This is a genomic window from Streptosporangium nondiastaticum (assembly GCF_003011965.1).
Classification (GTDB): domain Bacteria; phylum Actinomycetota; class Actinomycetes; order Streptomycetales; family Streptomycetaceae; genus Streptomyces; species Streptomyces nondiastaticus.
Genome location: NZ_PXWG01000008.1, coordinates 69132 through 82528, shown reverse-complemented (window position 1 = coordinate 82528; position 13397 = coordinate 69132). Strand labels below are relative to the sequence as shown.

Genomic DNA, 13397 nt, shown 5'->3' with positions numbered 1-13397 from the left:
TGGAAAGGCCGCGGGCCGCCGCCCGTACGGGCCGCCTCCGGTCGCCGCCCCGCAGGCGCGGCGGCATGCTGGCCGCATGAGTACCCCGCATCCGGGCGGCGGCGGCCCCGGGCACGGCCAGTGGGTGCCGCCCCCTGCCCATGTCCGCAAGGGGCGCCGCAAGTGGCCGTGGGTGCTGCTCGCCGCGGTGCTCCTGCTGGCGGGCGGGTGCGCGGCGCTCGTCGTCGGCCTGTCCGAGGAGACGGACAAGACGGTCCGGGTGCGGTACGAGGTGACGGGCAGCGCGAAGGGCGTGGCCATCGCGTACACGACCTGGCAGGGCGGGGCCCTCGTCACGCAGAAGGAGGGCCCCCGGGACCTGCCCTGGCGCAAGGAGCTGGAGACGAAGGACTTCGTGAAGGGCGGCCTGCTGGCGGTCACGACCGGGAAGGGCGGCGGCACGGTGTCCTGCTCGGTGACGGTGAACAACCGCCGTCCGTGGACCGCGTCCGCGTCCGGCCCGGGCGCGACGGCCACGTGCTCGGGCTTCTGAGCGGGCCCGGGACGGAGCTCACGGAAGCATCGCGATCCCGTCCAGCTCCACCAGCGCCTCCTCGTCCCACAGCCGCACCACGCCGACGACGGCCATGGCCGGGTAGTCCCGCCCGGCCAGCCGCCGCCAGACGGCGCCCAGCTCCCGCGCGTGCGCCCGGTAGCCGGCGACGTCGGTGGCGTAGACGGTGACGCGCGCCAGGTGCTCGGGCCCGCCGCCCGCGGCGCGCAGGGCGTGGAGCAGGTTGCCCAGCGCCCGCTCGAACTGCCCGGGCAGGCCGCCCGGCACGATGCGGCCCGCGCCGTCCAGCGCCGTCTGGCCCGCCAGGAACACCAGCCGCCCGCCGGTGACGGTGACGGCGTGCGAGAAGCCCGCCGGCGGCGAGAGCTCCGGCGGGTTGACCCTGCGCACCTCCCCGCCCCGCTCGCCGTCCGCGCTCACCGGTACAGCTCCTTCGCGATGATCGTGCGCTGGACCTCGCTCGCGCCCTCGTAGATCCGTGGCGCGCGCACCTCCCTGTACAGGTGTTCCAGCAGGTGCCCGCGGCGCAGGGCGCGCGCGCCGTGGAGCTGGACGGCCGCGTCCACGACGTACTGCGCGGTCTCCGTGGCGAAGAGCTTGGCCATGGCCGAGCGGGCCGCGATGCCCGGCTCGCCCGCGTCGTACGCCGCGGCCGCCGCGTACACCAGCAGCGCCGCCGCCTCCGTCCGGGTGGCCATCTCGGCGAGCTGGTGGGAGACGGCCTGCAGGTCCTTCAGGGGGCCGCCGAAGGCCCGCCGCTCCCCGGTGTGGGCGACGGCCGCGGCGAGCGCGGCCCGCGCCATGCCGACGGCGAACGCGCCCACGCTGGGCCGGAAGAGGTCGAGCGTGCGCATGGCGACGCGGAAGCCGCCGCCCGGCACGCCGAGCACGTCCCCGGCGCCGACCGGCACGCCGTCGAACGTCAGGGTGCCGATGGGGTGCGGGCTGAGCATGTCCAGGCCGCGGCCGGACAGCCCCGCGCTGTCGCCCGGCACGAGGAAAGCCGTCACACCCCGCGAGCCGGGCGCCTGCCCCGTCCGCGCGAAGACGGTGTAGACGTCGGCCTCGGGGGCGTTGGAGATCCACGTCTTCTCGCCCGTCAGGCGCCAGCCGTCCCCCGCGCCGCCCGGGTCCGGCTCGGCGCGCAGCTCCAGCGCGGCCGCGTCGGACCCGGCAGCCGGCTCGCTCAGCGCGAACGCGGCCACGGCCCGGCCCGCGACGACCTCCGGCATCCACCGGGCGCGCTGCCGCGCGCTGCCGGACTGCACGACGGGGTACGCGCCGAGGCCCTGCAGGGCGAGCGCGGTCTCGGCCTCCGTGCACTCGCGCGCGAGGGACTCCCGCAGCAGGCACAGGTCCATGGCGCGCACGGCGTCCGGGGCGGGCCCCTCGGAGGCCCCCGCAGGAGCGCGCCCGGCGGGGAACAGCCGGGCCAGCAGGCCGAGTTCGCCGAGGGCGGCGACGAGGGGCCGGTTGACGCGGCCCGGCTCGCCCGCGGCCGCGAGCGGGCGCAGCCGCTCCGCCGCGAGGGCGCGCAACTCCTCGCTCCAGGCGCGCTGTTGCGGGTCGAGAGCGAACGGGGTGACCATGGGCGGCCCCTTCTGGTCGCTGAGGTCCACGGATCGCCGAGGTCCACGGACTGTTTCCGCTGCCTGCTTCTTCTCTTCCTTCTTCTGCTTCTTCTCTGTCGTGCTATCGCGCTCTGTTGACTGCCGTCACCAAGTCGCTACGCTGACAGCGGATCCGTACAGCTGGCAAGACCCCCGTTCACCTCCATGTCACCGGCGCGAGGGGGCGCACAGCGATGGCAGCGATGGAGCTTCAGCCCTCGGTCCATGCCGACACCTTCCCGCGCGACCACCTCCCGCCCGCCGCCCAGTGGCCCGACCTCCTCCTCGGCCCGCGGGACGGCGTCCTCCCGGCCTACCCGGACCGCCTCAACTGCGGCGCCGAGCTGCTCGACGCCACCATCGCCCGCCTGGGCCCGGACCGCCCCGCCGTGCACGACGGACACGGCGGCCTCTGGACGTACGGGGAACTCGCCGCCCACGTCGCCCGCATCGCCCGCACCCTCACCGACGACCTCGGTGTCGTCCCCGGCAACCGCGTCCTGCTGCGCGGCCCCACCAGCCCCTGGCTCGCCGCCTGCTGGCTCGCCGTGATGAAGGCCGGAGCCGTGGCCGTCACCGTCCTGGCCGCCCAGCGCCCGCACGAACTCGCCACGATCTGCGCACTCGCCCGCATCCGCCACGCCCTGTGCGACGCCCGCTCCCTCGACGGACTGCAAGCGCCCGGAGGGGACCTCCGCGTCACCCCCTACGGTGGCGACACCCCCGGCGACCTGCTGCACCTGGCCGCGGACAAACCCCCATCGTATGCGGCCGCCGACACCGCAGCCGACGACGTCGCCCTCATCGCCTTCACCTCCGGCACCACCGGACGCCCCAAAGGCTGCATGCACTTCCACCGCGACGTGCTCGCCATAGCCGACACCTTCTCCGCCCACGTCCTGCGGCCCCGCCCCGGCGACGTCTTCGCCGGCAGCCCGCCCCTGGGCTTCACCTTCGGCCTCGGCGGCCTCGTCGTCTTCCCCCTCCGCGCGGGCGCCGCCACCCTCCTCACCGACTGGCGCGGCCCCGAACGGCTCCTCGCCGACATCGGGCGCCACCGCGTCTCCGTGCTCTTCACCGCCCCCACCGCCTACCGCACGATGCTGGAGCTGATGGACGAACGGCCCGGCGCGCACGACCTCTCCTCGCTGCGCCGCTGCGTCTCCGCCGGCGAACACCTGCCCGCCGCCCTCTGGCACGCCTGGCACCGGGCCACCGGGCTGCGCGCCATCAACGGCATCGGCGCCACCGAGATGCTGCACATCTTCATCTCCGCCGCCGACGACGCCATCCGCCCCGGCACCACCGGCCTGCCCGTCCCCGGCTACGAGGCGCGCGTCGTCGGCCCCGACGGCCGCCCCCTCCCGGACGGCGAGCCCGGACTGCTCGCCGTGCGCGGCCCCACCGGCTGCCGCTACCTCGCCGACGAGCGGCAGCGCGACTACGTGCGCGACGGCTGGAACCTCACCGGCGACACGTACGTCCGCGAGACCACGGGCCACTACCGCTACGTCGCCCGCGCCGACGACATGATCATCTCGGCCGGCTACAACATCGCCGGGCCCGAGGTCGAGGAGGCCCTGCTGCGCCACCCCGACGTCCTGGAGGCGGCCGTCGTCGGGCGCCCCGACGAGCGGCGCGGCGAGATCGTCGTCGCCTGCGTGGTCCTGCGCGACGGCGTGCCGGCGACGCCGGAAACCGCGGCGGCGCTGCGGGAGTTCACCAAAAAGGAGATCGCTCCCTACAAGTGCCCTCGCGAGATCGAGTTCCCGGCCGCCCTGCCCCGTACGCCCACCGGCAAGCTGCAGCGATTCAGGCTGCGTGACGGCTCTTGACGGAGCTTTACAGTTTCCCCGTGACTGACCAGCAACCCCTCCCTCCTCTCCACACTCCCCGGTCCCTCATCGTCACGTTCTACGGCGCGTACGGCCGCGGCGGCGCCCGCCACGCAGCCGGCCGCCCCGTGCCGATCGCGGCCCTGATCCGGTTGCTGGGTGCCGTCGGCGTGGACTCGCCCTCGGTGCGGTCGGCCGTCTCGCGCCTCAAACGGCGCGGGCTGCTCGTCGCGGGCCGCACGGCCGGCGGCGCCGCGGGATACGGGCTCTCCGACACCGCCCGGCAACTGCTCGACGACGGCGACCGGCGCATCTACGGCCGCGCCCCCGCGCGGACGGCCGGCGGCTGGCTCCTGGCCGTCTTCTCCGTGCCGGAGGAGGAGCGGAACAAGCGGCACCTGCTGCGCTCCCGGCTCGCGCGGCTCGGCTTCGGCACGGCCGCGCCGGGCGTGTGGATCGCCCCGGCCCACGTGCACGACGAGACGCGGCACACGCTGCAGCGCCTCGGACTCGCCTCGTACGTCGACCTCTTCAAGGGCTCCCACCTCGGCTTCGAACCGACCGCGGAGGCGGTGGGCCGCTGGTGGGACCTCGACGCGCTCGCCGCCCAGCACCGGGCGTTCCTCGCCGCCCACGAGCCGGTGCTGCGGCGGTGGGTGCGGCGGCGCGTCGTCCCGCCGCGCGAGGCGTACCGGGACTACCTCCTCGCCCTGGACTCGTGGCGCCACCTGCCCTACGCGGACCCGGGCCTCCCGGGCGGCCTGCTGCCGGCGGACTGGCCCGGGGCCCGCTCGGCACGGGTCTTCGGCGCGCTGCACGCGAGGCTGAGGGAGGCGGGGGCCAGGTTCGTGGCGGGGGAGCTGGCGTAGGCCCGGCTGCCGGGTGCCCCGCCGCTGTGCGGGGCTCCGGCCCCGCCGTTGTGCGGGGCTCCGCCCCGGACCCCGGTCCTCAATCGCCGGACGGCTCTATCCCTTCCCGGTCGGCGGGCGCCGGCTCCCTGCCCGGTACGGGGCCGGCCACGGCGCCCCCGGCCCCGCGTACCCCTGCTCCGCCGCCGCGTGGAGCGTCCAGTGCGGGTCGTACAGGTGCGGGCGGCCGAGCGCGCAGAGGTCGGCGCGGCCCGCCAGGATCAGGGAGTTGACGTCGTCCCAGGACGAGATCGCGCCCACGGCGATCACGGGGACGCCCGCCTCGTGCCGGATGCGGTCCGCGAACGGCGTCTGGTACGAGCGGCCGAACGCGGGCCGCTCGTCGGCGACGACCTGCCCGGTCGAGACGTCGAGCGCGTCCGCCCCGTGGGCGGCGAAGGCGCGGGCGACGGCCACCGCGTCCTCCGCCGTCGTGCCGCCGTCGGCCCAGTCCGTGGCGGAGACGCGCACGGTCATGGGCCGGTCGGCGGGCCACACGGCCCGTACCGCGTCGAACACCTCCAGGGGGTAGCGCAGGCGCCCCTCCAGACCGCCCCCGTACGCGTCGTCGCGGTGGTTGGTCAGGGGGGAGAGGAAGCCGGACAGCAGGTAGCCGTGCGCGCAGTGGAGTTCGAGGAGGTCGAACCCGGCCCGGGCGGCGGCCTCCGCGGACCGCACGAACTCCTCTCGTATCGCCGCCATTTCGGTCGTCGTCAGCGCGCGCGGGGTCTGGTTGACGCCGGGCCGGTACGGGAGCGCCGAGGGGGCGACGACCGGCCAGTTCCCGTCCGGGAGGGGCTCGTCGATGCCCTCCCACATCCGGCGCGTGGAGCCCTTGCGGCCCGCGTGCCCCAGCTGGAGGCCGATCGCCGTGCCGGGCGCCTGCTCGTGGACGAAACGGGTGACGCGGCTCCAGGCCCGCTCGTGCTCGGGCGCGTACATGCCCGAGCAGCCGGGCGTGATCCGGCCCCGCTCGCTCACGCAGACCATCTCCGCCATGACGAGGCCCGCCCCGCCCAGGGCGCGCCCGCCGAGGTGGACGAGGTGGAAGTCGCCGGGGGTGCCGTCGACGGCGGAGTACATGTCCATGGGGGAGACCACGACGCGGTTGCGCAGGGTCAGGCCGCGCAGCCGGAAGGGGGTGAACATCGGCGGCGTGCCGGGCGGGACGCCGGCCTCGTCCTCGACGGAGGCGACGAATCCGGGGTCGCGCAGCCGCAGGTTGCCGTGGGTGACGCGGCGGCTGCGGGTGAGCAGGTTGAACGCGAACCGGCGCGGCGGCTGGTCCGCGTGCACGGCGAGGTCCTCGAACCACTCCAGGCTGGCGCGGGCGGCGCGCTGCGTGGAGGCGACGGCCGGGCGCCGCTCGTCCTCGTAGGCGGCGAGCGCCGCGGGGACGTCCGGGTGCCGCTGGAGGGCCTGCGCGAGCGCTAGCGCGTCCTCGACGGCGAGCTTGGTGCCGGAGCCGATGGAGAAGTGCGCGGTGTGGGCGGCGTCGCCGAGCAGGACCGTACGGCCGTGGTGCCAGCGTTCGTTGACCACCGTGCGGAAGGCCGTCCAGGCGGAGCGGTTGGAGCGCAGGGGGCGCCCGCCGAGGGCGTCGGCGAAGTACTTGCCGCAGGCCGCGAGCGTGCCTTCCTCGTCGCAGCGGTCCAGGCCCGCGCGGCGCCAGACCTCCTCGCGCATCTCGACGATGATCGTGCTGGCGTCCTGCCGGTACGGGTAGCCGTGCAGCTGCATGATGCCGTGCTCGGTCTCGGCGATCTCGAAGCGGAAGGCGTCGAGGGCGAAGTCGGCGGAGAGCCAGACGTAGCGGCAGCGGTGCGTGGTGAGGACGGGCCGGAAGCGGTCCGCGTGGGCCTCGCGGGTGCGGCTGTGGACGCCGTCGGCGGCGACGACGAGGTCGTGGGTGCGGGCCAGCTCGGCGGCGGGCGGCGCCTCGGTGCGGAAGCGGAGGCGGACGCCGAGGCCGTGGCAGCGCTCGTGGAGGATGCCCAGGAGCCGGCGGCGGCCGAGCGCGGCGAAGCCGTGGCCGCCGGAGCGCAGGGTGGTGCCGCGGTGGACGACGTCGATGTCGTCCCAGCGGACGAACTCGCGGCACAGGGCGGCGTGGACCTCCGCGTCGGCGCTCTCGATGCCGCCGAGGGTCTCGTCGGAGAGGACGACGCCGAAGCCGAAGGTGTCGTCGGGGGCGTTGCGCTCCCAGAGGGTGACCTCGCGCTCGGGGGCGAGACGTTTCAGCAGGGCGGCGGCGTAGAGTCCGCCGGGGCCGCCGCCGATGACGGCGACGCGCGGGGCGGCCGTCATCGCCCCCGCCACTTCGGCGGCCGCTTCTCGGTGAAGGCGGCGTGGAACTCGGCGTAATCGGTGCTGTTCATGAGCAGGGCCTGGGTGGCGGCGTCGAGTTCGACGGAGGCGGCGAGCGGCATGTCGAGCTCGGCGGTGAGCAGGGCCTTGGTCTGGGCGTGGGCGAGCGCCGGCCCCTCGGCGAGGCGGCGGGCGAGGGCCTGCGCGGCGCCGGCCGCCTGCCCCTCGTCCGTCAACTGGCTGATCAGGCCGATGCGTTCCGCTTCGGCGGCGCGCACGGTGTCGCCGAGCATCAGCAGCCGCGTGGCGTGGCCGAGGCCGACGACGCGGGGGAGGAGGTAGGCCGCGCCCATGTCGCCGCCGGAGAGGCCGACCCGGGTGAAGAGGAACGCGAAGCGGGCCGTCGGGTCGGCGACGCGGAAGTCGGCGGCGAGCGCGAGGACGGCGCCCGCGCCCGCGGCGACCCCGTGGACGGCGGCGATCACCGGGAACGGGCACTCGCGCAGGGCCCGTACGGTCTGGCCGGTCATCCGGTTGAAGTCGAGGAGCTGCCCGGCGTCCATGGCCAGCGTCGCGCCGATGATCTCGTCGACGTCGCCGCCGGAGCAGAAGCCGCGGCCCTCGCCGCCGAGCACGAGGGCACGCACGGAGCCGTCGCGGGCCAGCTCGGGCAGGAGGTCGCGCAGGTCGGCGTAGGCACCGAAGGTGAGGGCGTTGAGCTTGTCCGGGCGGGCGAGGGTGACGGTCGCGACGCCGGCGTCGAGGCGGAGGCGCAGGTGCCGCCACTCCTCGGTACGGGACGCGGAGCCGGTGAACGGGCTCACGGAGCGGCCTCCTTCAGCCGGGGGCTGGTGTGTGCCTGCTCCGTGAAGCTATCACTCGTGTGTGACTGTCGTCACGAGTGCGCGATAGCCTCCGGCGGATCCGGGAACGCGTCGGCTGCGGTGACCTCTGATGCCGCCGGACCCTCGCGGCGGGGGCGTGCCGTCGTTGCGGCGGGCAGACTCCTCCCGCCGCAACGGCGCCGGGCCACGATGGTGAGGGTCCGGCGGAATGTGCGGTCGCCGCAGCCGGCACGTGCGGTGCCGTCCGCCGGCGTCAGCCGGCCAGCGTGGCGACCATCACCGCCTTGATCGTGTGCATCCGGTTCTCCGCCTGGTCGAAGACGACCGAGTGCGGCGACTCGAAGACCTCGTCGGTGACCTCCAGGGAGGTCAGCCCGTGCCGCTCGTGGATCTCGCGGGCGACGCTCGTCTCCAGGTCGTGGAAGGCCGGCAGGCAGTGCAGGAACTTCACCGCCGGATTGCCGGTGGCGCGCAGCACGTCCATGGTCACGGCGTACGGCCCGAGCAGGGCGATCCGGGCGTCCCACACCTCCTTGGGCTCGCCCATCGACACCCACACGTCGGTGGCGATGAAGTCGGCGCCCTTCACGCCCTCGGCGACGTCCTCCGTGAGCTTGATCCGCGCGCCGCTCGCCGCGCCGAGCCGCCGCGCGTCGGCGATGACCTGGGGGGCGGGCCACAGCTCCTCGGGCGCCACGATGCGCACGTCCATGCCGAGGAGGGCGCCCGTGATGAGGTACGAGTTGCCCATGTTGTAACGGGCGTCGCCGAGGTAGGCGAGGGTGACGTGGTCCAGGGACTTGGCCGTGTGCTCGGACATGGTGAGGACGTCGGCGAGCATCTGCGTGGGGTGCCACTCGTCGGACAGCCCGTTGTAGACGGGCACCCCCGCGTGGGCGGCGAGCTCCTCCACCACGTCCTGCCCGTGCCCGCGGTACTCGATGGCGTCGAACATCCGGCCGAGCACCCGGGCGGTGTCCTTCACCGACTCCTTGTGCCCGATCTGGGAGCCCGCGGGGTCGAGGAAGGTCGTACGGGCGCCCTGGTCGCCGGCCGCCACCTCGAAGGCGCAGCGGGTGCGGGTCGAGGTCTTCTCGAAGACGAGCGCGATGTGGCGGCCGAGGAGCCGCTGCTCCTCGACGCCGGTCTTCCGCGCGGCCTTGAGCTCGGCGGCGAGCTCGACGAGGCTGTGGAACTCCTCGGCGGTGAAGTCCGTCTCCTTGAGGAAGTGACGGCCCTTGAGGTCTGTCGCCATGGGGTTGGACTCCTAGCTTGCTCACGGGATGCTCACGACTGCTGCAGAAGAGTGAAACTATACGAACATCCGTATTGCTATGCAATCAAGTGTGCGATGCGTCTCAGACCGGGCAGGCCCCGGGCCTTAGGACCCCCGGCATTCGCCCCCACCCGGGTCCTCACACCGCATCCCGCTCGATCGGGCAGCTCATGCACCGCGGCCCGCCCCGCCCCCGCCCCAGCTCGCTGCCCGGGATGGTGATCACCTCGATGCCGTTCTTCCGCAGGTGCGTGTTGGTCGTCGCGTTCCGCTCGTAGGCCACCACCACGCCCGGCTCGATGGCCAGCACGTTGCAGCCGTCGTCCCACTGCTCCCGCTCCGCCGCGTGCACGTCCTGCGTCGCCGTCAGCACCCGCACCGAGTCCAGGCCCAGCGCGGCGGCGATCGCGCGGTGCATGTGCTCCGGCGGATGGTCGGTGACCTTCAGCTCGCGCTCGCCCACGCCCGGCTCGATCGTGTACGAGCGGAGCATCCCGAGCCCGGCGTACTGCGTGAAGGTGTCCCCGTCCACCATCGTCATCACCGTGTCCAGGTGCATGAACGCGCGCCGCTTGGGCATGTCCAGCGCCACGATCGTCCGCGCCGAGCCCGCCGCGAAGAGCCGGTGGGCGAGCATCTCCACGGCCTGCGGGGTCGTCCGCTCGCTCATGCCGATCAGCACGGCGCCCTCGCCGATCACGAGCACGTCACCGCCCTCGATCGTCGACGGATAGGCCGCCTGCCCCTCCGACCAGACGTGGAAGCCGCCGCCCGAGAACAGCGGGTGATAGCGGTACAGCGCCTCGTAGTGCACGGTCTCGTGCCAACGCGCGGGCCACCGCATCGCGTTGACGCACACCCCGTCGTAGATCCAGGCCGAGGTGTCCCGGGTGAACAGGTGGTTGGGCAGCGGATTGATCAGGAAGTCGTCCAGCTCCATCGCGTGGAAACGCACCGAGACCGGCTCGCTGTGCCGCTCCAGGAACTCCCGCTTGGTCATCCCCCCGACCAGCCACTCGCCCAGCTCCACCGCCGGCAGCCCCTCGAACGCGTCCCGCAGGTGGCCCGTCGCCAGCGGCCCGTACTCCTTCTCGTCGAAGACCCGGTCCAGCACGAGCTCCCGCGCCTCCGGCACCGTCAGGCTCTCCTCCAGCAGGTCCTGGAAGAAGTGCACCTCGACCCCGCGCTCGCGCAGCACGTCCGCGAACCCGTCGTGCTCGGCGCGCGCCCGGCGCACCCACAGCACGTCGTCGAAGAGCAGAGCGTCCTTGTTGGAGGGCGTGAGCCGCTTCAGCTCCAGGCCGGGGCGGTGCAGTATGACGCGGCGCAGCCGCCCGGCCTCGGAATCGACATGGAATCCCATGCCACCATCCTGGCCCGGATCACCGCCGATGACCCGGTTCACCACGACGAAACGCTCACCGAACGTTTCCTTCGCCCCGCTGCAACGGGCTACTCCTCTGCGGCGGCGGAGGGCCTTGGACCGGCAGGGGCTGAGAGTGACGGATGGCTCAGGGAAGACCTGGTAGGTCTCGCGACCTGCTGAGCTACGTGTTCACTGGGCGATGGCTTGCAAGGCCGCCTTTCGCTCCCTTCCAGGCCGTCGGCCGGTGGAGAAGGAGCGCTGATGTTTCACACCCGGTGATCACCAGAGACCCGCAGCATCGAGATCGACATCCTTCTCCTCTTCGTTGTTCTGGGCGTGCTGCAGATCCCCCCAGTCCGCCAGCTTGCGGCTGATCTTGTCGATGCCGGAGCGGACCTCTTCGATCGCCCGCACATCCCATCCCTCACGCTCGACGAGGCTTTCGCCGCCCTCGTAGACGGGCACGGCTGCCATGTGCTGTACGGCTTGCCCGAGGTTCTCTACGCTTTTCGTCACCGTGGCCCACCGGGCCCGGGCAGCGGGAAGGCCTGCGGCTGCCGCGGTGAATGTCTCGCCGTTGTACGTGTGCCGGACCAGCGCGTCAGTCAGTTCTCGGTACCCGCCTTCCGCTGTGCGCACTGGTGTGCCCTCTTCGTCGACCTCGTGCAGGGGACTACCCAGCCGACCTGCACGGACAACCTCATATGCCTGGATCACTCCGCGCTGCTGGGAGAGCATCGCCCGCAGTACCCCAACCGTGCTGCGGCTGTCCTCGGCACGAGCTGCTCCTGAGCCCTCCGTCTGCAGGGCCATGGTGTCTGCTGTAACCATGTAGTACGCGGCCTTGACGGCGAGTTCTGTCTGCGCGATGCCCAGCCTGCCGCTCGCGCCGAGCCCTTCTGCCGCTTCCTTGAGCGCTGCATCCCGCAATTCCTCCAGCGACTGACCGCCGCCGATCGCTCCCTCCAGTAGGGCGTCGGCGGGCAGATCGACGATCTCCGGGAGTCGGTAGGCCCGTTGGAGTACAGCGCGCCGAGGCCGGGTGTACTGGAGTGCGTTGTTCTTCTCCGTGCGGACTGGTCGGAGGATCAACTCGACGGCGATGTCGACGCGGTCCTCGCGCCTGGGCCTTTGCTTTGCAGTCAGCGAGCGGATCCCCGCGTTGACCCGGCGCGTTGTGCCCACTCCGCCGCCGAGCAGGGTCCGGACGATCTCCGCAGCGCGTACGTCCCAGTGCTGGCTAAAGCCCTCCTCAGCCGCTTCCTGCTCGGTGATAACGCCAGCGAACCAGCGCTTTTCCTGCAGGGTAATCCGGGCTGGCCGACTCCGGGTGGGCTCGGCCAGCGAGTCGAGGACAGCGTCACCCTTGGCCTCGTTCTCCACAGCTGACCCGTACGGTTTCGGCGGCCGGATGTGGGTCAAGCCAATGAAGTTGCGTACGGCAGTGTGGAAACGGACACCTGCCCGTACATCGGGAACGAAACCCACCACTACCCTGGCGGGTACGGTCAGAGCGCGCAACTTGCCCTTCTCGGCCGGGCTGAGCGAGTCCCAGCCCTGCTTCTGGGCTAGCCGCAGCCACCGGTTGACCTCCCGCCGGAACGCCCGGGCGTCTCGCCCCCACTGGTAGGCGATTACGGCGGGGAGGAACCCGAGCAGCTCGTGAACAGAGCTGATCCGGCTCGACCCGTCTGCGGTGATCAGCAGCGCGGTAGGCCTGTGCGCGAAGCTTTCGTGATGGACCGTCATTGGAATGACGGTGAGAGGCTGGAGTACCCCCTCGGCCGCGATGTCATCGTCAAGTGGATTTTCCTTAACGAGCCGCTGTTTGGCCTCTTCCAGACGCTGGGCGAGCACGGAGGGGTGTGATACCCGGATCCGCAGCTCCGGGCCGTCTCCCGGGGCCGACTCCGGCTCTGGCAAGAGCCCCGGAGCAGCTGCTGAGCCGGCTCCCAGCGCGTAGCTCCGGCGTCCGTACTCACGGGGATTGGCCGGATGAGGAACCACGGAGGCGGACCACAGCCGCGTTTCCACGATGTGTAGTGTGCCGCCCTGGACGCGCAACTTATTGACATCCGTCAGCTTGCGTCGCATGTCGTCCGGCTGCACCACGGCCCGTGCCAGTGCTTCGACCGCCTCCTCGCTCAGGCCCCTGCCGAACAGCGCAGCGGCGAGGTTAGCGACGGCAGCGGTGCGCGGCAGAGCATAAGGTTCAGGCTGCCACCCTGTACCGTCGTCGAACAGCTCGGCAGTGGCCTCATCGGTCATTGGCGGCCTCCGCGATCTTGTGCGCCAGGTGCAGTGCGTTGTACATCCGCTTCCGGTTCGAGGCTCCGGTCGGCGTGCTGTCGTCCAGCTCACCGGATAGCTGTGCGACGCAGGCGCTGAGCGCCGCACGGACCTGATACCAGCTTTCGGGTGACAGTGTGACCGTGAACAGTCGCTCACCGTGGAGTTTTACTACGACGCAGTGCAGTTCTCGCTCCGCGATGTCGGTCCAGTGGGCGGTCAGTCGCCCCAGTGTCACGCCGGTGTGCTCGTCTGTGGTGGCTTCCGATGGGGCCACAGCACGACAGCCCTCGGCTGCTTGCTGGAGTACGCCGACGATGAGGATGACCTCGTCTTGGGCGAGGTCGATCGAGACGGTGAGAGTGTCATCAATGGGCACGGGGAGGCGCTCCGGCAGGCTAGGCCGAT

General features: G+C 72.7%; 11 protein-coding genes. 3 read left to right on the top strand and 8 right to left on the bottom strand.

Annotated features, from left to right (window positions below; genetic code table 11):
• Nucleotides 1-76 precede the first annotated feature (76 nt).
• Nucleotides 77-532 carry a hypothetical protein gene (locus B7P34_RS06155; protein ID WP_223267554.1) on the top strand — a complete coding sequence of 152 codons (456 nt, stop codon included), beginning with the start codon at nt 77-79 and terminating at the stop codon, nt 530-532.
• Between the two features lie 18 nt (nt 533-550).
• On the opposite strand, the gene B7P34_RS06150 is transcribed toward B7P34_RS06155, so the two are convergent.
• Both B7P34_RS06150 and B7P34_RS06145 read right to left on the bottom strand, forming a co-directional pair.
• Nucleotides 551-973, bottom strand: coding sequence for a RidA family protein (locus B7P34_RS06150; protein WP_223267553.1), 423 nt, complete (start codon nt 971-973; stop codon nt 551-553).
• Nucleotides 970-2142 carry an acyl-CoA dehydrogenase family protein gene (locus B7P34_RS06145; RefSeq protein WP_106674802.1) on the bottom strand — a complete coding sequence of 391 codons (1173 nt, stop codon included), beginning with the start codon at nt 2140-2142 and terminating at the stop codon, nt 970-972. The genes B7P34_RS06150 and B7P34_RS06145 overlap by 4 nt, the downstream gene beginning before the upstream one ends.
• Before the next feature lie 215 nt (nt 2143-2357).
• On the opposite strand from B7P34_RS06145, the gene B7P34_RS06140 reads away from it, so the two are divergent.
• Both B7P34_RS06140 and B7P34_RS06135 read left to right on the top strand, forming a co-directional pair.
• Complete coding sequence (locus B7P34_RS06140) at nt 2358-3998, top strand: AMP-binding protein (protein WP_435693948.1); 1641 nt, start codon at nt 2358-2360, stop codon at nt 3996-3998.
• A gap of 20 nt (nt 3999-4018) precedes the next feature.
• Complete coding sequence (locus B7P34_RS06135; RefSeq protein WP_106674768.1) at nt 4019-4867, top strand: PaaX family transcriptional regulator; 849 nt, start codon at nt 4019-4021, stop codon at nt 4865-4867.
• A gap of 96 nt (nt 4868-4963) precedes the next feature.
• Here the strand turns inward: B7P34_RS06135 and B7P34_RS06130 are convergent, their stop codons facing one another.
• From B7P34_RS06130 to B7P34_RS06105, 6 genes are all read right to left on the bottom strand, one after another.
• Entirely contained in the window at nt 4964-7213 is a 2250-nt protein-coding gene (locus B7P34_RS06130; protein WP_106674801.1) for a bifunctional salicylyl-CoA 5-hydroxylase/oxidoreductase, read from the bottom strand.
• Nucleotides 7210-8037, bottom strand: a complete 828-nt coding sequence (locus tag B7P34_RS06125) for an enoyl-CoA hydratase family protein (protein ID WP_106674767.1) — start codon at nt 8035-8037, stop codon at nt 7210-7212. The genes B7P34_RS06130 and B7P34_RS06125 overlap by 4 nt, the downstream gene beginning before the upstream one ends.
• A gap of 274 nt (nt 8038-8311) precedes the next feature.
• On the bottom strand, nt 8312-9313 hold the full coding sequence (argF, locus tag B7P34_RS06120; RefSeq protein WP_106674766.1) for an ornithine carbamoyltransferase: 1002 nt from the start codon (nt 9311-9313) through the stop codon (nt 8312-8314).
• A gap of 160 nt (nt 9314-9473) precedes the next feature.
• Entirely contained in the window at nt 9474-10697 is a 1224-nt protein-coding gene (locus B7P34_RS06115; protein ID WP_106674765.1) for an arginine deiminase, read from the bottom strand.
• A 282-nt stretch (nt 10698-10979) separates the two neighbouring features.
• Complete coding sequence (locus B7P34_RS06110; RefSeq protein WP_106674764.1) at nt 10980-12968, bottom strand: hypothetical protein; 1989 nt, start codon at nt 12966-12968, stop codon at nt 10980-10982.
• Nucleotides 12958-13368 carry a hypothetical protein gene (locus tag B7P34_RS06105; RefSeq protein WP_106674763.1) on the bottom strand — a complete coding sequence of 137 codons (411 nt, stop codon included), beginning with the start codon at nt 13366-13368 and terminating at the stop codon, nt 12958-12960. The genes B7P34_RS06110 and B7P34_RS06105 overlap by 11 nt, the downstream gene beginning before the upstream one ends.
• Between the last annotated feature and the right edge of the window lie 29 nt (nt 13369-13397).